This window comes from Shewanella sp. 2_MG-2023 (genome assembly GCF_030548905.1).
Lineage (GTDB): Bacteria > Pseudomonadota > Gammaproteobacteria > Enterobacterales > Shewanellaceae > Shewanella > Shewanella electrodiphila.
The window spans coordinates 129,574-153,581 of the sequence record NZ_JAUOSO010000014.1; the positions used below are offsets into that span (position 1 = coordinate 129,574).

At 41.9% G+C, this 24,008-nt stretch carries 17 protein-coding genes; 10 read left to right on the top strand and 7 right to left on the bottom strand.

Features of this window, described 5'->3' with window-relative positions; genetic code table 11:
• Positions 1-5: 5 nt before the first annotated feature.
• A complete protein-coding gene (locus tag Q4600_RS14905) occupies positions 6-2,063 on the bottom strand; it encodes a protein-disulfide reductase DsbD (protein WP_303517003.1) in 2,058 nt (685 codons plus the stop codon).
• Between the two features lie 149 nt (positions 2,064-2,212).
• Positions 2,213-2,578, bottom strand: a complete 366-nt coding sequence (locus Q4600_RS14910) for a hypothetical protein (RefSeq protein ID WP_303516951.1) — start codon at positions 2,576-2,578, stop codon at positions 2,213-2,215.
• Positions 2,579-3,257: 679 nt separating this feature from the next.
• Here Q4600_RS14910 and Q4600_RS14915 point away from each other — a divergent pair.
• Together Q4600_RS14915 and Q4600_RS14920 are read left to right on the top strand one after the other, a co-directional pair.
• Positions 3,258-5,843: an acylase gene (locus tag Q4600_RS14915; protein ID WP_303517002.1), complete on the top strand. Its 2,586-nt coding sequence runs from the start codon at positions 3,258-3,260 to the stop codon at positions 5,841-5,843.
• Between the two features lie 373 nt (positions 5,844-6,216).
• On the top strand, positions 6,217-7,629 hold the full coding sequence (locus Q4600_RS14920; RefSeq protein ID WP_303516950.1) for an endonuclease/exonuclease/phosphatase family protein: 1,413 nt from the start codon (positions 6,217-6,219) through the stop codon (positions 7,627-7,629).
• 100 nt (positions 7,630-7,729) lie between these two features.
• Here the strand turns inward: Q4600_RS14920 and Q4600_RS14925 are convergent, their stop codons facing one another.
• Positions 7,730-8,074, bottom strand: coding sequence for a helix-turn-helix domain-containing protein (locus tag Q4600_RS14925; protein WP_229369316.1), 345 nt, complete (start codon positions 8,072-8,074; stop codon positions 7,730-7,732).
• Positions 8,075-8,085: 11 nt separating this feature from the next.
• Positions 8,086-8,748: a glutathione S-transferase gene (locus Q4600_RS14930; protein ID WP_229369317.1), complete on the bottom strand. Its 663-nt coding sequence runs from the start codon at positions 8,746-8,748 to the stop codon at positions 8,086-8,088.
• Positions 8,749-8,874: 126 nt separating this feature from the next.
• On the opposite strand from Q4600_RS14930, the gene Q4600_RS14935 reads away from it, so the two are divergent.
• The 4 genes from Q4600_RS14935 to Q4600_RS14950 all read left to right on the top strand — a co-directional run bounded on the left by Q4600_RS14935 (position 8,875) and on the right by Q4600_RS14950 (position 14,367).
• On the top strand, positions 8,875-11,166 hold the full coding sequence (locus Q4600_RS14935) for a peptidase U32 family protein (protein ID WP_303516949.1): 2,292 nt from the start codon (positions 8,875-8,877) through the stop codon (positions 11,164-11,166).
• Between the two features lie 340 nt (positions 11,167-11,506).
• A complete protein-coding gene (locus Q4600_RS14940) occupies positions 11,507-13,069 on the top strand; it encodes a PAS domain-containing methyl-accepting chemotaxis protein (RefSeq protein WP_303516948.1) in 1,563 nt (520 codons plus the stop codon).
• A gap of 152 nt (positions 13,070-13,221) precedes the next feature.
• On the top strand, positions 13,222-13,701 hold the full coding sequence (locus Q4600_RS14945) for a DUF2947 domain-containing protein (RefSeq protein ID WP_303516947.1): 480 nt from the start codon (positions 13,222-13,224) through the stop codon (positions 13,699-13,701).
• A gap of 105 nt (positions 13,702-13,806) precedes the next feature.
• Positions 13,807-14,367, top strand: coding sequence for a chalcone isomerase family protein (locus tag Q4600_RS14950; protein ID WP_303516946.1), 561 nt, complete (start codon positions 13,807-13,809; stop codon positions 14,365-14,367).
• A gap of 153 nt (positions 14,368-14,520) precedes the next feature.
• On the opposite strand, the gene Q4600_RS14955 is transcribed toward Q4600_RS14950, so the two are convergent.
• From Q4600_RS14955 to Q4600_RS14965, 3 genes are all read right to left on the bottom strand, one after another.
• Positions 14,521-15,453, bottom strand: coding sequence for a DUF6268 family outer membrane beta-barrel protein (locus Q4600_RS14955; RefSeq protein ID WP_303516945.1), 933 nt, complete (start codon positions 15,451-15,453; stop codon positions 14,521-14,523).
• 192 nt (positions 15,454-15,645) lie between these two features.
• The gene (locus Q4600_RS14960; RefSeq protein WP_303516944.1) at positions 15,646-16,287 is read right to left on the bottom strand and encodes a TetR/AcrR family transcriptional regulator; all 642 of its coding nucleotides are present in this window, start codon (positions 16,285-16,287) and stop codon (positions 15,646-15,648) included.
• A 227-nt stretch (positions 16,288-16,514) separates the two neighbouring features.
• A complete protein-coding gene (locus tag Q4600_RS14965; RefSeq protein WP_303516943.1) occupies positions 16,515-16,742 on the bottom strand; it encodes a hypothetical protein in 228 nt (75 codons plus the stop codon).
• Here Q4600_RS14965 and Q4600_RS14970 point away from each other — a divergent pair.
• The 4 genes from Q4600_RS14970 (at position 16,720) to Q4600_RS14985 (ending at position 23,982) form a co-directional block, all read left to right on the top strand.
• The gene (locus tag Q4600_RS14970) at positions 16,720-17,799 is read left to right on the top strand and encodes an efflux RND transporter periplasmic adaptor subunit (protein ID WP_241906477.1); all 1,080 of its coding nucleotides are present in this window, start codon (positions 16,720-16,722) and stop codon (positions 17,797-17,799) included. The two genes, Q4600_RS14965 and Q4600_RS14970, sit on opposite strands and share 23 nt — an antisense overlap.
• A complete protein-coding gene (locus Q4600_RS14975) occupies positions 17,796-20,870 on the top strand; it encodes an efflux RND transporter permease subunit (RefSeq protein WP_303516942.1) in 3,075 nt (1,024 codons plus the stop codon). Before Q4600_RS14970 ends, Q4600_RS14975 begins: the two co-directional genes overlap by 4 nt.
• A gap of 434 nt (positions 20,871-21,304) precedes the next feature.
• A complete protein-coding gene (locus tag Q4600_RS14980; protein ID WP_303516941.1) occupies positions 21,305-23,308 on the top strand; it encodes a methyl-accepting chemotaxis protein in 2,004 nt (667 codons plus the stop codon).
• Positions 23,309-23,490: 182 nt separating this feature from the next.
• A complete protein-coding gene (locus Q4600_RS14985; protein ID WP_102529404.1) occupies positions 23,491-23,982 on the top strand; it encodes a DM13 domain-containing protein in 492 nt (163 codons plus the stop codon).
• Positions 23,983-24,008: the final 26 nt, after the last annotated feature.

Below are 24,008 nucleotides of genomic sequence, written 5' to 3' on the forward strand. Positions count from 1 at the left end.
TGAGCTTAACTGCCTGATGCGCTATCAATCGCCGCCAGCACTTGTTCACTGCTTAGAATTACAGGCAACTTTATGCCTTGAGGCGCATTAGGACCGTAAACCACATTAAATGGCACTCCGAATCGATTATGACTTTGTAAGTAGTCAGTAATCGGCTTTGAAGGCGTGGTCCAGTCTCCTTCTATCAAGAACATATGATCTTGTTTTAAGGCACTGTAAACCGGGTCTTGTAGCACCACGCCAACTTTATTGGCTTTACAGGTTATGCACCAATCAGCGGTCACATCCACAAACACCGTTTTCCCCTCAGCGACTTTTGCAGCGATGAGCTGTTGGTCAAGTGGTGTCCACGCTAAATCCGTCGGTAATGGTTGTGACCAATCATCAGATGTGGCAAATGCACCAATGGCCGCGAATATCAGACCGATACTAAAGCTGGCGATAACCGCTGAAATACCATAATGCTTAGCCATTAACACAAAGAAAGTGATGACTAACACCATTGCGGCCATCCATAATGGTAATACTGCAACAAAGCTTGATAACAAACTGATTAACCACAAACTTGTCAGTAATAACAGCACTGAGAACACCACTTTAACGGTATTCATCCAACGGCCAGGTTTAGGGAAGTAACGGGCAATTTGAGGAAATGTAGCCACCAACAACCAAGGTAATGCCATCCCTAATGCAAGGAAGGTAAATATCACCAATAAACTCACCACATCAGCGCCCAGTGCAAATGCCACCGCCGTACCTAAGAAGGGGGCACTGCATGGCGTGGCCAGCAAAGTGGCAAACATGCCTTGTAAAAAGTGACCTCGATGATCATTGCCACCCGTGGTAGCCAGTTTGGTTTGAAAGCTCGATGGCAGATTTATCTCAAATGCGCCCAACATATTCAGCGCAAAAATCGAGGTAACCAGCACCATAAAACCGATAAACCACGGGTTTTGAAATTGCACGCCCCAACCAATGGCTTGGCCAGTAAACTTAAGCGTGATAATAAAGGCAGCTAATAACCAAAACGACACCATGATGCCCATTGCTGAGGCAATAAACTGTTGTCTAATTTGCTTTTTCTGTAAGTCGGGTGCGGCAATAACACTGCTGAGCTTCATACCTAATACTGGCAGCACGCACGGCATGACATTTAAAATAAGCCCGCCGAGTAAAGCAAACAGCATCATAGTAATGAGTGAACTGGCATTTTTTTCAACAAAAGTTGGGCTGACATCCGCTGAATACTCAAGTGCACGATTAGCATCACCAATGATGACATTTAAGGGCTTATTGAGAATATCGGGCTCGCCCAACCAACTGCTGACAGCAAAAACAGCCACTAACGCTTTTTGGCCATCACCTTTATCTAGGTAATTAATGCTGGATAATTTAAAGGTACTGTCTGGTTCACCATCAATAATGATCTCTGGTTGCTGCCAGTTGGTATCAGCTAAAGTGACTTGAAGTAGCTGTTGCTCTGTATCAAAACCGATGCTAATCGTGTTTGCTTCACGCGTATCGCCCTTATCTACAATCACCTTTTGCGGCACTGAAGATATCGCTTTATTAAAAGTAAACATCGCCTCGGTATCAGCGCTTAGTTCACTTGGCACAAATTCAAGGTCAAACTGATAATCAGTCAATACGCATATTGTGGTGCACGACGAGAGCGTAAATTTACCACTTAGGTGTGTGTTTGAATCAATGTCATCGACTTTCAACGATAACGGGAAAATCGCCTCACCTTGATAGCCTAAGGTTTGCAGCCCCATTAACGAAAATGATTCTGGCATTGGCCATTGCCAATCTACATCAGCAAGATTCGTTGAACCTTGCCAATTGATTTTTGGCGCGATGCCACCTTCACCAGGTGTTCTCCAATAGGTCTTCCAATCATCTTCTAGTTGCACTTCAAGCGTGGCGGGGAGGATATTGGTCTGCGGGTTAACTTCACCCGTTAGCATAAAGCGTACTTTTACCGGTGGGTGGTTTTCATTGGTTAACCACCCAGTTGTCGCTGCGGCGGCAGATAAACTGATACTGAGTGAAATCAATACCATCAATGATTGTAAGAATGATTTAAAAATCTTCAACAGATTCTCCTAACACATAACAATGGGCTCAAGTAGCATCCATTTAACCAATGAAATCAGTTAAATAACGGCAATGAGCTTAGAAATAGCAAACAATGTGAGGTTTATCTGCGGCTTCACTCTTGAAAGCGGCACAAAGAGATATGTATACGCCGAGGTTTGGCGTGGCAGTGATATGACAGGCGACCTAATAGACCAGGTCGTATAAAGGGAAGTAACGCAAAACTACTCAGAATAACCAGCAGCAATAATACTGAAGGGCTATCCACACAGCTTCGCATTGATTTCTCTGAGAGTTCGCACATTTTGAACTCACTCTCATTTGAAAAATCTGCCGTATTGGTTGATTTTGCTGTAGATGCAGTTGCAGATTTAGATGTTGATTCAACCGCTGGCATTGGCGTTATTTTAGCCACTTGAGTAGCCATCAAGCTGACATTGGCAGCAGGCAGACTCGACAAGTTCAGGCTATTAATAAACAACGACGCTATCCCACCATTTTGCAATAAGCAAAATAATGTCAGTAGCATGAACAGTTTGGCTGTCCACTGCTTAACCTTAGGATGAGAAATCGTGTTAAAAATATTAGCCTCTATTTTTTTGAACCTATCGTATTTAATCAAAAAATATTGAATAAATAGCGAATGAATTAATTGCTAGTGACTCACTCTCTATTGCATCAATATCGAGTGGAGCGCAATCTAACGGATCAGCATGGAATAAGCTAGTACCAGAATAAAAATTACAGAATAGCCGTTAGCGTCAGTTGCAGCATAAGACCGGAGCTCTTCTAAAATAGTTCACTGTTTTTGCTAATTATTTCACTAATGAACCCATAAGTACTTTCCGTGCGTTAATCGGTTAACCCCCTCATCATTTACGCCTCAAACCGTTAACGAAGTCGTTTATTTTCGTAACGATTTTAATCTATAAATTAACATCAACTAATACAGGTATATGTAGACATACGTTTGAATGATTGATTTAATCAAATAAGTGTTTTTGTTGTATTTAAGGTTTTCACACAATCAACAAGTGATGATGGGAATCACGATTGAGGCTGTTAACGCTTAAAGTTGAGACACAAGGAAAAGTGAGACTCACTCAACAATGCAAATTGCTGAGACAACAATAATAAGGATAATTATCTTGAACAAAATAATGCACCTGAATAAGCTCATGCTGGCTATTGGCGTTGCGTCAACAGTCTTTCTCGCTGGTTGTGGTAACGACACTGACTACTCAAAAACGCCAGAAGTCACACCTGAACCTGAAGTCACTCCACCATTACAAGCTTTTGCCCCAGACGGAATGCTTAAAGCGCAAATTCGCCGCACTGCATATGGGGTTCCCCACATTCAAGCTGACAACCTTGAAAGTTTGGGCTTTGGTAGCGGTTATGCTCAAGCACAAGATAACTTATGTGTCTTAGCTGATGGATTTATTAAAGCAAACTCTGAACGTTCGATGTACTTTGGTCCCCACGCCTCAATTGACTTTGCCACTGGTTTACCTACTGCAGAAGATAACGGTAACCTGGTTTCTGATTTCGCCTATAAAGCATTAAAAATAAGAGAAATGGCGGAAGCCCAGTATCCACAATTTAGCTATAACTCCCGTGCGTTAATGGAAGGCTTTAGCGCAGGCTACAATCAATTCCTAGCCGATGTTGAAGCAGGTGAACAAGAAGCAGAACCATTTTGTGCCGGCCAACCTTGGGTTAAACCGATTGAAGGCGTCGACATTGCCAACTATCTCTTCTCAATCGCCCTGCTACCCGGTGCAGCAAACTTCTTAGACCTCATTTTCTACGCCAATCCTGGTGACGGAGAAGAGTATCTTCCTCGTATCGTCGGCCCTGCACCGTCTGCATCTCAAACCGCCTTCATTCAAGATGTGAATAATAAGCTACTAGCTCGAGCAAACACCATTACTACGCCAGAAACCAATCCACGTAACCTAGGCTCAAATGGCTGGGGTTTAGGCAAAGATAAAACTGAAAATGGTAAAGGCATGGTGTTAGGTAATCCGCATTTCCCGCATACGGGTAACTTACGTTTTTGGCAATCTCATGTGACGATCCCTGGTCAGCTTGATGTCATGGGCGGCTCATTAGTAGGCATGCCAGGGTTAATTAATATTGGCTTTAACAAGGATTTAGCTTGGACACATACCTTCTCAACCGCTGAGCATTTTGTGATGTATAACCTTGAGCTCGTCAGTGGCGACCGCATGCAATATATGTATGAAGGCAGCCCAATGCCAATTACCAAAGAAACCGTACAGGTTTTGGTAAATGGCGGCGCAGCAGGGATGCTTATTGCTGAAAAAGATATTTACACCACAGCTAAAGGCCCCATTGTTGAAGCCCCAGCAGCCCTTGCTCCCTTTGGTTGGGATGATGGCCAAGCCTTTATGCTTCAAGATGCCAATATGGCAAATAAAGATCCTATCGATCATTGGTTTGCTATGAACCGTGCAACAAATAAAGAGGAGTTTCAGCAAGCGTTTAAAAGCTTTGACGGGGTTATATTTAATAACACTATGTATGCAGATAAAGAAGGCAATGCTTTTTATATTGATGACTCCACAGTACCTGGTTTAACCGACTTCGCCGTATCACTGCTTAAAACCAACCCTGATATCATTGCCGCAAGAGAGCAGGCAGGATTTACCATTTTACCGGGGAACACGTCAATTTTTCATTTTGATAGCCCAATGCCATATGAGCGAGCACCAAAGCTTGAGCGAACTGATTTCGTACAAAACTCAAATAACTCATTTTGGTCAACTAACTTAGCTCAGCCACTGGAAAACTACTCACCCATGTACGGCCCTGAACGCGGTCAATTATCATTGCGAACCCGAATGGGCTTAACCTTGATGGAAGATGCAGCCGGTGATGACGGTAAGTTCAATGTTGATGAGTTAGAAGCCGCAGTCTTATCCAACCGAATCTTTTTAAACGATCTGGTTTTCAGTGATTTAATCAGCCAGTGCCAAGCACAAGCGGATACTCCTGTAGAAGTAAGTGCAACCCAGTCAAAAGACATCAGTGCTGCATGTGGTGCATTAACGGCTTGGAACGGCAAGCAAGATAACGACAGTGTCGGCGGCGCGTTAATTCGTGAATTTGCCCATCTGTTCGATCAAAGCACCATGTTATCAGTGCCATTTGATGCCACCAATGCAGCCATGACACCCAACACATTAGCCACTGATGGTAGTGCGCTCGTGGCGCTTGCACGCGCAGCTATGAATGTTGAAACTGCTGGGTTTACCGTTGATTCAACAATGGGAACGGTTCAGTTCGTTGAAAAATCACTGCCTGATGGTACTGCTTCAGGTACTAAACTACCTTGGCCAGGTACACATAACGCAGAAGGTGGTTTTAATGTATTCTCCACCAGCTTATCTGGCGATGATACGTTAATACCACAGCACAAATATGCTGCAGTGATGGATGCAGTTTCAGGTGCACCGCTTTCTTCAGGGTTAACTGCAGAAGGATATCAAATCCGCTATGGTTCTAGCTGGATGATGGCGGTGAGCTTCACTGATGAAGGGCCTGTCGCAAAAGGCATATTAACTTACTCTGAGTCGAGTAATATTCTTAAACCAGCCTTTGCTGATCAAAGCATATTATATTCAACTGAAAAACAGTTTAGACCACTTTTGTTTGCTGAATCTGATATTGCGGCTTCGGTAGAAAGCACCACAGAGCTGAGCTTTCAAAAAGGTGAATAAATACCCTCAATAATCAAAATGGGTACTGACGCTATTAATGTCTTGCCCATTTTTTTAACCTTTTCAGCAAAATTTAAGTGCTCAAGCTTTACAACAAGCTCCCGCTAAGTGTGTACAGATTTACTTGACCACATCACATCACATCACATCACATCAGCCCACCAACTTAAGCAATCAGCAATAAACATCAAAACAAATAACCAAAACACAACCCAATTAACACTCACCTCAAGCACAAAAACAACAAAGAGATAAAATCGCAACCTACTGTTTACATTGATATGTTTTATTTGGAACATATAAAAACACTTGTATAAAATCCCACTCAGCTTCCACTAAAGGCAGCATATATAAATAACAATGGGGTTTTAAAATGAAAGTATTCAAAACAGCTGCAGCACTTGCTGTCAGTGTTGCATTACTAGCGGGTTGCAACGACGAAACCAACAATTATTACCCAGGTGAACCTACACCTGAAACCACAGATGTTCGTATCGGTACCTATAACCTTTCTTTTGACAGAAGTACCTACGCAGATCTTGTTGAAGAAATGAAGCTAACACCGGCTGTTCAGCAGGATTTAATGGACAAGTGGTTTGACGGCACATTAACTGACGATGAACTCGCAGTTGCAGAAAAAGTCATTCAAATCCGTAACGTAGCAGCGATTATTCAAACTGAGCGCCCAGCAGTTCTATTAATGGGTGAGTTCAATAACGACGGGACAGGTGAAGACCAACAAGCCATTCAAGGTTTCCGCTTAAACTACCTTTCAGTGCCGCAAAACGCATTAGGTTCGACATCTGATGATGTTGAATTACTTGAGCCTATTCAATTCGGGTATGCTGAGAGCTTTGCCACTAACACTGGCCTATTAAGTGATCACGACTTAGATCGTAATGGCACTGTCGCATTGCCAGGTGATGCATGGGGCTTTGGTTTCTACCACGGTCAATATGCCTTCGGACTATTATCACAATACCCAATCGATACAGACAACGTGCGTACTTTCCAAAACTTTAAGTGGAAAGATATGCCAGGTGAAGCAAACCCAACTATCACTAACTGTGAAGACGAAAACAATCCAATTCCTGAAGGTTTGGCTTGTGGTGATGAATGGTACACAGCAGAAGCTTGGGCTGAAAAGCCAATGTCATCTAAAAACCACGTTGATGCGCCTATTATCATCCCTACTGCTGATGGCGACAAAGTGATTCACTTATTAATGTCTCACCCAACTCCCCCTATTTTCGACACGGTTACCGAAAATAACAAACTGCTTAACCGTGCAGAAATCAAATTCTGGGACGATTACATTTCAGGTGAAGGTAGTTACATTTACGATGATGCTGGCACTAAAGGCGGTATTTCTGCTGACTCATCTTTCGTTATTCTAGGCGATTTAAATGCCGATCCTGAATCAGGCGACGGCTACTTAGATACCATCAAAGGGTTAATGTACAGTGACCACGTTAATCAACTTGCTACGCATGGTGTATATGCACCAAGCAGTTTAGGTGGCCCTGAATGTTTATCCAATGGTGAATGTAGAGCTGAAAACTGGGGCACTAAATACCCAGATGTTATCACCAGCACTTCAGGCCTTCGTTTAGACCACGTTATTCCTTCAAGCGATTTAAATATCACTGATTCTGGTGTGTTCTGGCCTGCATCATTTGAAGATGGTCGTTTAATGATGAACGACGAACGTGTAGGTAACTGGGGCGGTGGCGGAAAGTCTGTCTCATCAGATCACCGTTTAGTGTGGATTAACGTTGAGCTGTAATTACGTTGATTAATCTTGCACCACTTTAAGATAACTAAGCCCGCTTTTTAGCGGGCTTTTATATGTCTTTCATTATTTAATCGCGCATGCTTGGTTGGTGTTAACTATCATTAGCATCCAATTCCTGCTGTAGCTTCTCTAACTCATCTAAAATCCGCAAAAACTTTTGTCCAAAACTTGTCACTTGATATTCAACTCTTGGCGGAATTTCACTAAAAGTCACCCTATCTAAAATACCAAATTCAACGTTACGCTTTAAACATTGGTTCAACACTTTAGTGGTTAACCCTTCAACATGGTTCACCATCGCTCCAGGTCGATTAATACCGTTAGCCAGTAATTGATAGACCGTCAGTGACCACTTACACCCGTATATCGTTTCAACCATACGAGCACTTCTCTCAGGGGCTGACTTTTTTGAAAATAAAGCGTCGTGTTTTTGCATATTTATCTACCTTAACCACCAAACATCACATCTTGCTTGGCATCTAACCAAAGTGGGTATTTCGTCATCACCTTACTGAACATCTTGCTTTGTAAGTAACGATTTAACCATGCTCTGACATTGGGATAAGGTGACTGTAAATACCATTGACGTTCAACGCGGGCAAACTGACGGATAAAGGGTAACAGTGCTATATCGGCTAAACTTTCTCGATCGGCCATTAAATAATCTTGCCCGTCTAACAATTGCTCTAACTGATGGATATATTTTTCACACGCTTGACGACATTCATCGATATTTGACTCGCTATAACGCTTGGCACATTTATAGTTCTCTAAGCAGCGTTTAAACTCACTATCAAATTGATAAATTAATATCAGCATTTTATCCAGTAACTCAGGAGTATCTGTAAACAACAAATCATCAGGGTCACCCTGAGTTAATGCCCATAGCATCACTTCAAAGCTTTCTTCAATCACAATGCCCTTTTCAGTCACAATCACTGGCACAGTTCCTTTAGGTGAGGCCACTAACATTTCTGAAGGTTTATCACTCAAAACCAGGTCTCGCAGCAAAACAGGCTGCTGCGACTTATAAATGGCAATTCTTGCCCGCATTGCAAAGGGGCAGTTTCTTAACGAGTAGAGTACGGGTAAATCCATGATTTTATTCATTCTTGTGTTGTTTTCCCTACAACTTATATACGGGCTTACTAATTAATAATGTACTTTAACGATATTCATTAGCAAAATATACGGGTAACATCCCCCCATTAAAATTAACTGAGAACCTTTTAGATCATGAAACCGAAGATTGAATTATTAGCCCCAGGTGGTGATGTCGATGCGATTAAAGCGGCCATTATTGCGGGTGCAGATGCTGTTTATTGCGGCTTAGATACTTTTAACGCCCGTAATCGCGCTGCTAATATTTCCTTCGATCAATTGGTCGGGATCATAAGACTTGCCCATCAATATGACTGTCGTATTTTCTTAACCCTAAATATCGTTATTTTAGAACAAGAATTTAAGACCCTATTGAAGCTGCTCAACAGATTGGTTAACACCACTTTAGATGGTGTAATTGTGCAAGATATGGGGCTGCTTTATGTATTGCGTAAGCATTTCCCAACCTTAGATATTCATGCATCAACCCAGTTGACCACCCACAATGCCGGACAAATTCCATTTTTAAGAAAACTAGGCGCAACCCGAGTCAATTTATCTCGTGAGCTTAACTTACGAGAAATTACCTCCCTTGCGCAAGTCAGTAAAGAACACGACACCTTATTAGAAGTGTTTGTGCATGGTTCGTTATGTGTCGCTTTCTCTGGTTTATGTTATTCAACCTCTGCCAGTGCTGGTAATTCTGGTAACCGTGGCCGTTGTAGCCAAGCATGCCGTGAAGAATACGAAACCACAGAGTCAGGAAATAACTTTCCACTTAACATTAAAGATAACTCGGCCTTTTTTGACCTACCTGCATTAATCGACGCTGGCGTTTATTCATTTAAAGTTGAAGGCCGCATTAAAGGCGCAAGTTACGTTCACACTGTGATTGATAGTTTCCGTAAACAAATTGATGGTTATGTTGAAACAGGCGAACTCACCCAAGACGGCGAGCGTTTATACAAAGTCTTTAACCGTGACTTCACTAATGCCTTCTTACGTGGTGACTTAAATCAGTCAATGTTTATTGATAACCCACGTGACAATTCAAAAAATCACTTAGTTGATCAACTCAAAGCTGACAAAGGCGAGTCAATTTCAGTGGTGCAAATCCATGATGCTCAGCAACAATTACAAGTCGACAAGCAACAAATTAATGCTTCAGTTGACGATAAAATTGCACATCTAAGTATTGAGAAATTAAATCTCAACTTAAGCTTTGCAAGCGAGCCAAATAAGCCGTTAACCTTAACGGTAACCACTGAACATAACAGCAGTGATTTGGCCGATGCTGAAACTAAAACAGTGGTGTTTAGCTCGAGTAGCTTAATGATGCCAAGTGAGAAGCTCAGTGTTGATAAAGAAGCCATTGAAAAACGCTTTAAAAATATCAACAATGCCAACTATGAATTAGTCCAACTGCAAACTGACAAGCTTACCGATGGATTAAGTATTCCATACCGTGAAATCACCACCTTAAAAAATGAATTGTTAGCTTACTTGAATGATGGCATTGCAGTTATTGCTGAAGTTGAACTACCTAAACTTGCACGTCATCCAAAAGATGCAGAGCAAAAGCCTGCACTTTCAATGCTAATTTGTGATGAGGAAGATGCCAAACTTGCTGAAGTGACCGATGGGGACATCTACTTTAAATTACCTGATGCATACAAGCGTGGCTGTACTAAGTATGTTGACTTTTTACAACAAAACCCAAGATTGATCCCTTGGTTCCCACCAGTGCTGATTGGTAAGGATTATGACGTAGCATTAAATATTTTACAGCAAGTTAAGCCCGAGTTAATTGTCACCAATAACACAGGTATTGCTTATCACGCGCAGCAACTTGGGATTAAGTGGATTGCAGGTCCGTTTTTAAATACCACTAACTCTTATGCTTTACTGGCTATGCAAGAAGGCTTTGATTGTGCAGGTGCGTTTATTTCTAATGAAATTAACAAACAGCAAATTAAGCAAATTGCCCGACCTAACAACTTTAAAATGCTCTACAGTATTTATCATCCCATTCTATTGATGGCGAGCCGTCAGTGCTTTTTCCAGCAAAGTGTTGGCTGTGAAAAACCCCGTATTGATAATGGCTGTATGTTGTCTTGTGATAAATCCACCAGCATTAAAAACCTCAAGGGTGACTCGTTCGCTATTGATAAGCAAAAAGCCGGATACCCAAGTATTTATAACCAAGATCAGTTCTTAAATACCGAGATCATTGATGATCTTAGCCATATGTTCGACGGCTTTATGATTGATTTAACTAACATAGGTGCAGGTGACAAAGAGTCGCCAGATAAGGTTGAGCTAATTAAACAGTTTGAGGCTTTGCTTGATGGCCAAAATGAGGTCAGCACGACTCTTGCGACCATGGTGCCAGAATCAACCCACTTGCAATATAAAAACGGTTTATAAGCCAAACTATTTATCACTTTAAGACGCCCTAGCTAACATCATTTAGCTAGGGCTTTTTGATATATGAAATCATCTATATTAAAAATAAAGTTTATTTTCATCACCTTAGATAAAAGGTGTTTCAATCTGTATCCAAGCTAAGTATCACAAAATAAATTAAACACCTGTTTAAACTAAGGTTTTTAACCCTTGCAGTATCTTCATCTATTTTTTCTATTTAAACAGTTGTTTTCACTACTTTTAATAACATCTCTTTTAGTTTACATTTGGCCAATATTTTGAGATTAGCATCACAATTTTAATAATAATTAGATCTCTGCAGTCAAATATAAGAAGCATTATGACCCAATATACGGCCAGCAATAAAGAGTACTTTTTCTCTCCCGACACCCCTCTCGTTTCCAGCACCGATCCCAAAGGCAACATCACCCACTGTAATCAAGCTTTCATTGAAACCAGTGGTTATAGCCGAGAAGAGTTACTGGGAAAACCACACAATATTGTTCGCCACCCCGATATGCCCTCCGCGGTTTTTGCCACAATGTGGAAAACCCTAAAGGCAGGTAATGTGTGGATGGGCTTAGTTAAAAACCGCCGTAAGAACGGTGACTTCTATTGGGTCAGTGCTTTCGTAACGCCAGTATATGATGGTAAAAAGCTAGTGGGATATGAATCCGTTAGAGTATGCGCTGAGCCTGCAGAAAAGCAGCGAGCCAATACAGCCTACCAACGTATCAAAGCGGGTAAGTCTGCCAATACACTGTTAACCAGTGCTCGTTTAAATTTCAATAAGCTATTGCCTACCCTTTTGCCTAGCACATTACTCATTCTGTTTTTCAGTTGGCAAAGCAACACCACTGCAGTGATTGCAACCCTAATTGCGGCAAGTATCAGTAGCTTTTGGAGTCTGCAGCAACAAGCATCACATTGGCGGTCATTACTCGCTATTAGCCCCAAGTCATTCGCAGATAAAACCGTCGCGCAAACCTACTTTGATGATGCTGGTGTAAGCGCACAAGCAAAGCTTGCTTTTATCAGTGAAATAGCGAGGTGCCGTACAGCACTCACCCGAATTAATGAGTCGGTATCAGGTCTTGATGATACCTCTTCAACCAGTAAAGCACAGGTCAAAGTCACCCAAACCTCTGTTGAACAGCAGGGCTTAGCCACTCAACAAATTGCGTCAGCCATCACTGAAATGTCTCAGGCAATACAAGAAGTCGCTCAAAAGATTGAGGAGAACTCACATAGCGCTGAAAACGTGATGCAGTTTGTCGATACTGGCACCCACTTAGCTGATGAATCACTTAACTCAATTCATCAATTAAGCCACACAGTTGACAGTATTGCTGTGACAGTTAAAGAGCTGGCAGATTCTACTCAGCAAATAGGCCAAGCAGCTAATCTGATTTCATCTATTGCAGACCAAACGAACCTGCTGGCTCTTAACGCAGCCATAGAAGCGGCACGTGCAGGCGAGCAAGGTCGAGGTTTTAGTGTTGTAGCAGATGAAGTACGTGCCCTCGCCCTTAAAACCCGTGAATCAACAGATCAGATTCATGCTGTGATTAAGCAATTATCTGCTCGTACAAGCAGTGCCGTAGATATGTCGGCTCAAGGTGAACTTGCAGCGAAACAAGGGGTAGAAATTGTTGAAAACACCCGAAATGCCCTTGGTGAGATTAAAGATGCTGTAGGTAATATTACTGATATGACCTTTCAAATGTCATCAGCCGTTGAAGAACAAAGTGCAGTCGCTGAACATATTAATCAGCAAATCATCGACATTGCAGATGGCGCTTCTGATACTGCAGATGCCGCTAAAGAATCTCTACGAGCCAGTGAGTCACTAGAAAGCACCATCAGTACCTTCCATTCGTTAATTAGACGCTTTCGCCTGTAATCTCAGTTGTTACTCACCCCATGAACGGCATGTTAACCTTCAACATGCCGTTCATATCAATCTCTCCTCGTACATTGCTAGCACTATCAATGGTGAAAAGTTATAATCCTTCGCTTACATCGAAGACCCTTTCTTAAACCTAGGAGCTATTTTTGGCACACACTTACATTCCATTAGATGCATACAAACGCAAGTGGATCTTTAACCATAAAGATTTACCCGTGTTAGATACAGATAAAGCATTAATCAAACCGCTCACTGAAAAAAGTGCTATGACGGTTTGGAATCAATGGATCAGTAATAAATGTAATCGTGCTGAATTGTTTTCTAAAGGAGATTGGGCTGCAAAGCAAGATGCTTGGAAACAAACCGAACATTGGCAATCAGCATGGGATTCTGACGATAATACATTACCAGAGCCTATCGCTGAGTTCATTGATTGGGACGAAGACACTCAAGTGTTTTTCTGCTACGAAAAATACCAAATAATCGAAACCACTTGGGCTGTATTTGCCCGTAATTGGAAAGCATTTTTGTTTTTTGATGACGGTCCTATCTTGATTGCTCCCAAGAAAAAACAAGCAATCATGTTTGAACAAAATGGACAATATAAGCTAGGGATGCGCAGCTAAAAAACCAATAAGCCAGGTTTACTCAATGATCTCGACAGAGCGTTTTAAATGTTCGTCGAGTTCAACATCGACCTGACTGATACGAAAATAATAAATGAGTACCCTATGAAAGCACTTTCAACCATCGCACTTACCGCAGCTTTACTGACCCCAATACTTGCTGAAGCTAAAACCGTTTCTGGTGTTGAGTTAGCAGATAACCTAACTATTGCCGAGCAATCACTAGCGTTAAATGGCGCAGGCGTTCGCAGTAAATTCTTTATGGATTTATATGTTGGTAGCCTCTACATTGCCACGCCAGCCAATGATTTAACCGCCGTATTAGATCAATCAACTGCTGTTATTCGCCTTAACATTACCTCGGGTATGATCACCTCAGACAAAATGACCGATGCAATTGAAGAAGGCTTTGACAGCGCAACCAATGGCAACACCGCTTCAATAGACAAAGACATAGCCCAATTTATGGGCCTGTTTACTGAAGAAGTCAGTAAAGGCGATCAATTTACCTTTGTCACCCATAAAGGCGCTGGCGTCACCAGTTTTAAAAATGGTGTCGAACAAGCCACAATCGCAGGTGAAGCATTCAGACAAGCACTGCTAAAAATTTGGTTAGGCGACGAACCTGCGCAAAAAAGCTTACGTAAAAACATGTTGGCTCAATAACCTTGGCAGCAAAAAGCTTAAAGCAATAAAAAGCGACCTGATGGTCGCTTTTTTTTGGTCTGTCGTTAGCAACGAGACTATAAAAAACTCAATCCGCTATGTGCTATATGCTCAGCCCCTAAACAATGAAATTTATCGACTAAAACTTGTAGATTAAAACTTAATATCGAAAGCTAAGCCTATCGCAGACTGATTTTCTATTTCGTCAGTCACATTAGGCTCACTGAGCTCCATTTCACTGTTAAAGAAGTAACCGCCATAAGCATTAATGGTCGCTTTTTTACTGATGTTCCAACCCGCCCGGACAAAGCCTACCCACTCTTCCATCTCAATGGTTTGTTCTTGATCTGTAATCAAAAAGCGCTCTGAACGACGTGAACTACCAACACCGAAGTTCCACTTGTCATTCATTTCATAGGAAAGCTCTAAACCTGCAGGACCACTAAAGCCGGCTTGAAATGGGTTACCCAAGGTAAGTTTGTCGGTAATTTTCCAGCGAATAGCTAAGTAAGGAACAGTCTTAACTTCAGAAATATCGTTAAGGTAAGCCACGCCGAATCCAAGCATATTACCTGATTCAAAACGGTACATAGCCGAGCCCACCACACCATAACTTTGTGCATCAGACGATGACGCAGTATTGGCATAAGCATATTGCAGTTTTGGCGCTAACAAAAACATCCAGTTTGTGTCAGTTGGTCGATAAGTTAATGACAAACCTGCACTGTATTTATTAATTGAACTCCAAGGGGCAACCCGACCATTTAGTAGGTCACTATCAATATTCTTAAAGCCGTAATCTAAATTGTCATAACCAATATTAGCGCCGAGCATCCACTCTTTGCTCAGTGGCATAGCGCCTGAAAGTTTTAATCGCCAAACATCACGTTGTAATTCAGTATTAGTGTCACCCACTTGAGCTGCATCTGTAGAAGTGCGCGATACATGGAACTTAAAAGGTGAGTAATCATATGCAGCAGCATAAGGAGTGAGAAACAGTCCCGCAATCACACTCAATTGCGCCACTTTTTTTAATCGACCAGCATTAAGCTGATTAGCTTGGAACAAGCTTGGGGTAACGTTCATTAACTGCTTCCTTTCTCATTATTATTATGATCAAAATATTGAATGCCAAATCTACACGTCAATACTCTGACCTATTCAATTTGGATCACAAATTCAATGTATTATGAGATATTACACAGTTTTAGGTTATCACAACAGTAGCAAGTGAATACACGCTGCTATATTAATATTTGATGATATAACATGGCTGGTTTATTTTCGGTGGGCATTTAAAAATAAGCTCACAGTATCCTCAATATAGCTCTGCCTATTTTGTAAAAGATCGCTCACATCCAGCCCAAGCTCTAAGCGCATTTTGAGTTCACCAAACAGCATCAAACACAGTCGCACTGCACTATCGTGTGGCTTGGCAAAATAAAGCTCGTCATGTTTGTTCACTCGGCTAAAGTAATCACTTAATAACCCTAATACATGCTTTGGCCCTGCATCAAAATACAATTTAGATAAATCAGGGTGAGTATCAGCATGAGCTAAACAGGTTTTAAATACCGCCAAAACTTCTTCACTGACAATCAACTCGCCAAATTGGGTAGCAAACGTTCTTATGGTTTGCTCAGCATTCGTTGAGTCTTCAAGTAAGTCACCGGTTAATTGGTGCACGACACATTTAGACTCAATCGCAGCAATAAATAACTCATCTTTAGAGCCAAAATGGGAATAGACGGTTTGCTTTGATACCCCGGCTTTTTTCGCCACTAAATCCATGCTGGTATTAGGAAACCCTTGCACACAAAACAGCTCGATCGCCGCTTGAAGTATTTGGGCACATTTCTGCTCACTACGCGTTTTCGGCGCATTATGCTGGCAAAGTGTAGAGTGTTTCGCAGTTATCATTATAAATTCATCTTTTATTTTTTTGGGGCTTCGCTTATTGATTTAAAGCCTTTTTTACATTTTCTTGCAGCAAACTTGTTACAAGAGATAACATTTAATCACAAATTAGACTGGACAGTCTAGTTTTATGGAAATACACTTACATCAAAATGGACTAGACAGTCTAGTTCTGAAATTTAGAATCGCACGATGTTAAGTGCAGGTCAATATGAGCCATATTGAATTGCCTATAAAGTAGTATTAGCAATAGGAATGCTCCCCATGAAAACAGTGTCTCGGTCTTTTTCTGCAGGTTCTTTGTCTGTACGCTCTTTGTTTACAGGAACATTTTTTTCAAGACCATTATTTTTACGATCACTATTATCAAGATCGCTATTATCAAGCTCAAAGTCGACACGAGCAGTCTCTTTACTGAGTATGACTTTTTCGATAATGCTACTCAGCGCCTGCAACAACGATGAAGCAAGTACAACAACCGTTATTGCAGTACCCAAAGTCATAACCCAACCACTCAACTTTAGCTCAAGTTACCAACATCAGCAGCGCTATACTGGCAGCGTTCGCTCAACAGATACTACAGGGGTCGGTTTTGAGCTGGCTGGTAAGCTAAGTGATATTATTGTCGACAGTGGCGACGCTGTGGTTAAAGGGCAAAAACTGGCTTCACTGAACACCCAATTACTCGAGGCTGAATATCAACAGTTAAGTGCCTCATTGCAACAGACCCAAGCCGATTTAGACTTAGCCCAAAGTAACTTCGAACGTTCAGTAGAGCTTAAAAAGAAGCAATATGTCTCAGAGCAACAATTTGACGAAACCCAGCAACAGGTTTCCAGCCTGTTAGCCAACCAAAAACGTCTACAAGCCTCTTTATATGCAACAGAACTTAAACTTGAAAAATCCACATTAGTCGCGCCCTTTAATGGCACTATCAGCAAACGCCATCACAACTTGGGCGAAGTAATCGCTCTAGGTAGCCCTGTTTTTACCTTAATTGGCACCAGTCAACAGCAGGCCTATATCGGTGTACCTATTGCTGTCGCGCAGACTTTAACAACTAACCAAATGGTGAACATACTCATTGGCAGTAAAAGCTATAAAGGCCGTGTTGCCGGTATCAGCGCTGAAATTGATAGCGTGACCCGCACGGTGCAATTACGCATAGATTTACCTAGTAATGATTTATCCAAAAGTAACCAGCCAATCATTAACGGTGAGATAGCCTATTTAGCGTACCAACAGCAAATTGAAGATGCTGGCTATTGGGTGCCTATTGCATCACTCACTGACGGTGTAAGAGGTTTATGGAATGTGTTTGTAGTGACCAAAAATGAGAAAGGTATCTCAAAAATTGAGCGTCGTGATGTTGATATTATCTATACCACCGAACAACAAGCTTACATCAATGGTGCATTAAACAAACACGATGTCATCGTGACTAAAGGGCTACACAAGCTTGTGGTAGGCCAACATGTTAACCCGACGTCTGAGACTGTGGCGAGGTCACTATGATTAAGGCATTTGTTGAAAATGGCAGACTAGCCAGTTTGATGATTGCACTGCTGTTAGTCGCAGGTTTAGGCGCGATAAATAGCTTACCACGCACAGAAGATCCAACAATTACCAACCGATTTGCCTCGGTTGTCACTCAATACCCTGGTGCTTCGGCTGAGCGTGTTGAAGCTTTAGTCACTGAAGTCTTAGAAAATGAACTACGCCGATTAGAAGAGTTAAAGCTGGTTCAATCAACCTCTCGACCTGGTATTTCCGTTATCCAGCTTGAGTTGAAAGACAACGTCATCGATACTGCCCCTGTGTGGTCTAGGGCCAGAGATCTTATTGCAGACAGCAAATATCAGCTGCCTACATCAGCGCAAAATAGCTTATTAGACGATCAAACAGGCTATGCCAATACCGCCATTTTAGGGCTGGTGTGGAGCAGTGATACACCTATTCGTACCGATATACTTAATCGATATGCAAAAGAGTTACAAAGCAAGCTTCGAGTTTTAAATGGCACTGATTTTGTAAAACTATCTGGCACACCAGATGAAGAAATTTTAGTTGAACTCGATGGCAATAAAATTAGCCAACTTAAATTAACTCCAGCTAGCATCGCTTCTATCCTTTCCAATGCAGACAGTAAAATCTCAGCGGGTGAAATCAATAACGCCACATTTAAAGCGTTAATTGAAGTCTCTGGTGAACTCGACTCAATTACCCGCGTCAGTGAAGTGCCACTCAAAATTGACACTAATGGGCAGATTATTCGCCTCGCTGATGTGGCAAACATCAGTCGTCAACCTAAAACACCTGCAACAACCATCGCGTTAATTAATGGCCAACCTGGTGTGCTCGTTTCTGCGCGTATGATTGATAACAACCGTGTTGATAAATGGCAAGCTCAAGTCAGTCAGGTTGTTGAGAGTTACAAAGCTAATTTACCAGCCAATATTGAAGTTCAATGGTTATTTGACCAACAAGGTTACACTAGCGTTCGTTTAGGCGATTTAATGATAAACCTTATCCAAGGTTTCTTTATTATCTTGTTTGTTTTAATGCTCACCTTGGGCTTAAGAAACGCGCTTATCGTGGCATTATCATTACCATTAACCGCGCTGTTTACCTTAGCATGCATGAAATATACTGGTTTACCCATTCACCAAATGTCAGTGACAGGTTTAGTCGTGGCACTTGGGATCATGGTTGATAACGCCATTGTCATCGTCGATGCCATTGCCCAGCGTCGTAAACAAGGGTTAAGCAAACTCGAAGCCGTCAGTAAAACACTGCACCACTTATGGTTGCCGTTAGCGGGATCTACCATAACGACTATGCTTGCCTTCGCCCCGATAGTGCTAATGCCTGGCGCTGCAGGTGAGTTTGTTGGCGGCATTGCGATTTCAGTGATGTTTGCCCTATTAGGCTCATACCTTATTTCACATACTATTATCGCAGGGCTCGCTGGTCGCTTTAGTCAAGACAGTGAATCTATGGCTTGGTATCAAAAAGGCATGGCTTTTCCTCGTTTAGGTCATGCTTTTAAAACCAGTTTAGCCTTTGCGCTAAAACGCCCATTATTCAGCGCATTATTAATTGGTATATTGCCGCTTGTGGGCTTTTTTGTCTCAACTAAGATGACTGAGCAATTCTTTCCACCATCTGACAGAGACATGTTTCAAATTGAAGTGTATTTAGCGCCTCATGTGAGCTTAGATAACACCTTAAAACAAGTTAAATCCATTGATGCACGTCTTGAGTCTATTGACGATGTAGAGATGATTACTTGGGTTGTTGGCGGCAATACACCATCATTTTATTACAACCTTACCCAACGTCAGCAAGGTGCGACAAACTATGCACAAGCCATGGTTAAGGTCACTGATTTTGACGCTGCAAACCGACTGATTTTATCCTTACAAAAAGAGTTTGATACTGACTTACCGCAAGCGCAAATCCTAGTCAGAAAACTAGAACAAGGCCCGCCATTTAATGCGCCAGTAGAGTTACGTATATACGGTCCATCATTAGACACATTAAACCAACTTGGTGAACAAGCTCGCGGTCTATTAATGCAAACCGAAGATGTTATTCATACTCGAGCGACGTTAAGTGCAGGCTCTCCGAAAGTCTGGTTACAAGTCAATGAAGACGCTAGCTTAATGAGTGGTTTAAGCCTTACCGATATCGCTAAACAAGTCGAGATGGCGACGACAGGGATCATAGGCGGCAGTATTTTAGAGCAAACTGAATCCTTGCCAGTGAGAGTCAGGTTAGCAGATCAATCTCGTGAGCAAGCAACTCGCTTATCTGAGATCAATATCGTATCAGCCAATGGCGATACCATTCCGCTCTCTGCTATTGCTAATAACCAAATCAATGTTAGTCGCGGCGGTATACCGCGCCGAAATGGCGAACGCGTCAATACCATCGAAGCTTATATCGTTAGCGGAGTATTGCCGGGTAAAGTACTCGGTGAAGTCAAAGCTAAACTCGAGCAAATCGAGCTTCCTTCAGGTTATCACTTAGAAATAGGCGGTGAGAGTGCTAAGCGAGATGAAGCAGTTGGCAACTTACTGTCTAACATTGTCGTGGTCGTCACCTTATTACTGGCAACGGTTGTATTGTCGTTTAACTCATTTAGGTTAACCGCCATTATCTTACTCAGTGCGTTTCAGTCTGCGGGTCTTGGCTTATTAGCCGTTTACCTGTTTGGCTACCCGTTTGGTTTTACCGTTATCATAGGTCTACTTGGACTCATGGGCTTAGCCATTAACGCCGCTATCGTAATATTGGCTGAGTTAGAAGATGTGCCCGAAGCAAGGCTTGGTAATAAAGAGACCATTATCGAACTGGTCAGCAGTTGCGGTAGGCATATCGGCTCGACCACCATTACCACCATCGGCGGCTTTTTACCTTTGATTATTGCAGGCGGCGGTTTCTGGCCTCCATTTGCAATTGCCATTGCTGGCGGAACCTTGTTAACGACTATGTTATCGCTGATTTGGGTACCGACAATGTATCTTATTTTAATGAAGAAAAAATCACAGAAATCTGAAATATTGACACCCGTACAAGTGTAATATTTTCAAATAGGGCGTGCTGTTCTTTGCTGATTGATTTTTGTTCGAGATAAAAACGGATTAAGCGCGGCGAGTGAATTGCCGCCTAGTAATCTAAGCAAAATTCGCTCAACAATGCAGAATCCGTTTTTAGCCGAACCCTAAGGGCAGCGTTTGTTGTTCATTTTTACTTCGTTATCGGCTTTTTATGTAGAATAACTACACTACAAAGTCTCTGCCTTGTCTAAATGAACAACAACTCGCTGCAAAAACAACCCTAAAAGATCAACACGCCCTAATAACCATCAAAAAACGACGCATTTATGCGTCGTTTTTTTGTTTAAGATGTTGAATTACTAATTCTTGATAATTCTCAATCTTCCCATGATCTTAATCAAATAAATTCGGGGTCATAACCACTAGATTATACTTATCCTTTTTTCGGAACTTATCACATGAACTATCGAAGTTGGTCAATAACAAAACAAATAACGTACTTTTCGCTAGCGCTTACCATACTGGTATTCGGTATTATTTCTTCTGTCTCCTATTTCAGTTCGTCTAACGTTTTAAAAGAAAAAGCCATCGACTCGATGAATGAGCAAATGCAAAGTAATGCTGCACTTATCGAGTTGCAATATGTCAGCTTATTAAACCTTGCTCGCCGTAATGCCGACATTCTGCGCGCTATGTATCCAGGTAACTTTCACAAACCTGATCGCAGCGTCAAAATCTATAGCACCCAAACCCCGTCACTTGTCCATGAGAGTGCCCAAATCAATGCGACTAAAAGTAAAGTAGATCGCTTTTCAAACCTTACTGGCGGTACAGCGACTATTTTTGTCAAAGATGGCGATGACTTCTTACGAATTTCCACTTCACTCAAAAAAGCAGATGGCTCAAGAGCATTAGTCACCTACCTCGGTCAATCTCATCCGGGTTATCAAACTTTGATTAAGGGTGAGACCTATGAAGGTTATGCCAAGCTTTTCGGTAAAGACTACATGACAGTTTATCGCCCGATTAAAAATGAAACTGGCGACGTCATTGGCATTTTATATATCGGTTTTGACATTACCGAGTCGATTACTGAACTACAAAAAACCATCAACAACCTGGTGGTTGAAGAGTCTGGTTTTTACATGCTGGTCAGAAACAGTGACAAACGCCTGATATCACACCCAAGATTTAAGGTTGGTGAAGCACTTACTCCTGACATTTTAAATGGCCTAGATACTAATAAAGTGCTCGGTCAGCATTTCAGTTATGAGTACCTCAACAATCAGCAAAAAACCATGCTTGCTAATAGTATTAATATTCCAGGATGGAACTGGACATTAATCGGCTTAACTGAAGCCGCTGAGCTAAATAATGAAAGCTTGCAACTGCTGTACATTACTGCGGGCGTTGCAGCCTTAGGGATTATCTTAATCAGTGGTTTATTGGCGATGCTGCAAGTTAAAGCCCTCGCGCCGTTACAAAAATTACAGCAACAACTTCAACTACTAGGCCGAGGCGACTTATCCCAGCAATTTGAAGTAACAGACCCCAACAGTAATAATGAAATTGACCTTATTACTGCCAGTGCAGCTGATATGTCCACCAACCTAAAAGACTTAATTGACTCGCTGCAGCACTCAGTGGAGAGCTTAGAATCACAAGCCCAAAAAGCCCAAGATATGGCAAGACTAAATGGTGATGAATCAGAGTCATTGATGATGCAAACCAACCAGATTGCCACTGCCATTGAAGAAATGTCAGCCTCTATCCGTGATGTGGCAAATCATTCAAATGAAGGCGCGACCAAAAGCCAGCAAGTGGATGAGTCATCACGCTCTGGTCATCAACAGCTAACAGAAGTGGTTGAGTCGTTAGATTTACTTAAAACCCAACTGAATGAAAGCCAAGCTAACATTGAAAATGTCAGTAAAGAAAGTGAAGCGATTAACCAAGTCACTGAGGTGATTAACAGTATTGCCGAGCAAACCAATTTGCTTGCCCTTAACGCTGCAATTGAAGCTGCACGTGCAGGCGAACAAGGCCGAGGATTCGCTGTTGTTGCTGACGAGGTTCGCTCTCTTGCTCAGCGCACCCAAAGCTCAATATCAGAAATCAGTAAAACCATTGCTCAGTTGCAATCTCAAGTTAAAAATACTGCCCAGCAAATGGAAGATAGCCATAAATTGGGCACCTTCTCAGCCGAGCAAGGAACTCAATCAAGTCAGCAATTGAGCCAAATAACTGTAAGCATCGGTGAGCTAGCCACCTTTACCAGTAGCATAGCAAGTGCCACAGAGCAGCAAAGCGCCGTAGCAGATGAAATAACCCGTAACCTACACCAAATATCCACCTTGGCAAATGAAGGACAAGAACGTGCAGGAGAAACCGTTGAGGTTGCAGATGGTTTAACTGAACTTGCTAGTGAGCTAAAAACTAAAATTAACTTCTTTAAAGTCTAAGCATGTATTTAGATTTAGAGGTACGTTTAAATTTGAATGTAGGGTTAAATTAGCTGTTGATATGCATTAATCGGGTAATTGAAATTTATCGCTATTAATGCAGGTCTTATAGAAGGCATGAGCTGAAAAGTTCATGCCTTTTTATTAGAAAACTTAACAATGACAGGAAATATAGGCCGCCCATGAAAAAACGCACCATAGCAACATTGTTCTCGACCCATGCCTTAGTGCTCGCCATTGGTTTTGGCGCTGGGATTTATGCCCTGCCAATTCTGACAGCACCTGAAGCGCCTAGTAGTGAACAAGTGTTATCCATTAGCGCCCAACAGCGATTTACCGCTCAATTTAATCGCGAGCTAAAAGACAGCGATGCATTACATTGGGGCGAAGGCACGGTCACTATCGGCGATGAATTTATCGCACTCGATGGCAAACTCTCACCTGGTCCCGACTTTAAAGTTTATTTGGCCAAAGAATTTGTAGAAACAGAAGCGGACTTCAATCGCTTAAAATCAGAAATGGTTCAGGTCGCTGACATCAAAACCTTCGATAACTTTTTAGTGCCGATAACGGCTAACGTGAATGTCGCTGAGTACAACACCTTAATCGTTTGGTGCGAGAGTTTTGGTCAATTTATTACTGCTGCACAGTATCAGCAGATAACACAGTCATAAGGCTAACCACAACGCTATATACTCAA

Bases quoted from the DNA above. Each gene is read 5' to 3' on its own strand.
- Q4600_RS14905 (WP_303517003.1), bottom strand. From the start codon at position 2,063: ATGGTATTGATTTCACTCAGTATCAGTTTATCTGCCGCCGCAGCGACA.
- Q4600_RS14915 (WP_303517002.1), top strand. From the start codon at position 3,258: ATGCACCTGAATAAGCTCATGCTGGCTATTGGCGTTGCGTCAACAGTC.
- Q4600_RS14920 (WP_303516950.1), top strand. From the start codon at position 6,217: ATGAAAGTATTCAAAACAGCTGCAGCACTTGCTGTCAGTGTTGCATTA.
- Q4600_RS14925 (WP_229369316.1), bottom strand. From the start codon at position 8,074: ATGCAAAAACACGACGCTTTATTTTCAAAAAAGTCAGCCCCTGAGAGA.
- Q4600_RS14930 (WP_229369317.1), bottom strand. From the start codon at position 8,748: ATGAATAAAATCATGGATTTACCCGTACTCTACTCGTTAAGAAACTGC.
- Q4600_RS14935 (WP_303516949.1), top strand. From the start codon at position 8,875: ATGAAACCGAAGATTGAATTATTAGCCCCAGGTGGTGATGTCGATGCG.
- Q4600_RS14940 (WP_303516948.1), top strand. From the start codon at position 11,507: ATGACCCAATATACGGCCAGCAATAAAGAGTACTTTTTCTCTCCCGAC.
- Q4600_RS14950 (WP_303516946.1), top strand. From the start codon at position 13,807: ATGAAAGCACTTTCAACCATCGCACTTACCGCAGCTTTACTGACCCCA.
- Q4600_RS14955 (WP_303516945.1), bottom strand. From the start codon at position 15,453: ATGAACGTTACCCCAAGCTTGTTCCAAGCTAATCAGCTTAATGCTGGT.
- Q4600_RS14960 (WP_303516944.1), bottom strand. From the start codon at position 16,287: ATGATAACTGCGAAACACTCTACACTTTGCCAGCATAATGCGCCGAAA.
- Q4600_RS14970 (WP_241906477.1), top strand. From the start codon at position 16,720: ATGCTACTCAGCGCCTGCAACAACGATGAAGCAAGTACAACAACCGTT.
- Q4600_RS14975 (WP_303516942.1), top strand. From the start codon at position 17,796: ATGATTAAGGCATTTGTTGAAAATGGCAGACTAGCCAGTTTGATGATT.
- Q4600_RS14980 (WP_303516941.1), top strand. From the start codon at position 21,305: ATGAACTATCGAAGTTGGTCAATAACAAAACAAATAACGTACTTTTCG.
- Q4600_RS14985 (WP_102529404.1), top strand. From the start codon at position 23,491: ATGAAAAAACGCACCATAGCAACATTGTTCTCGACCCATGCCTTAGTG.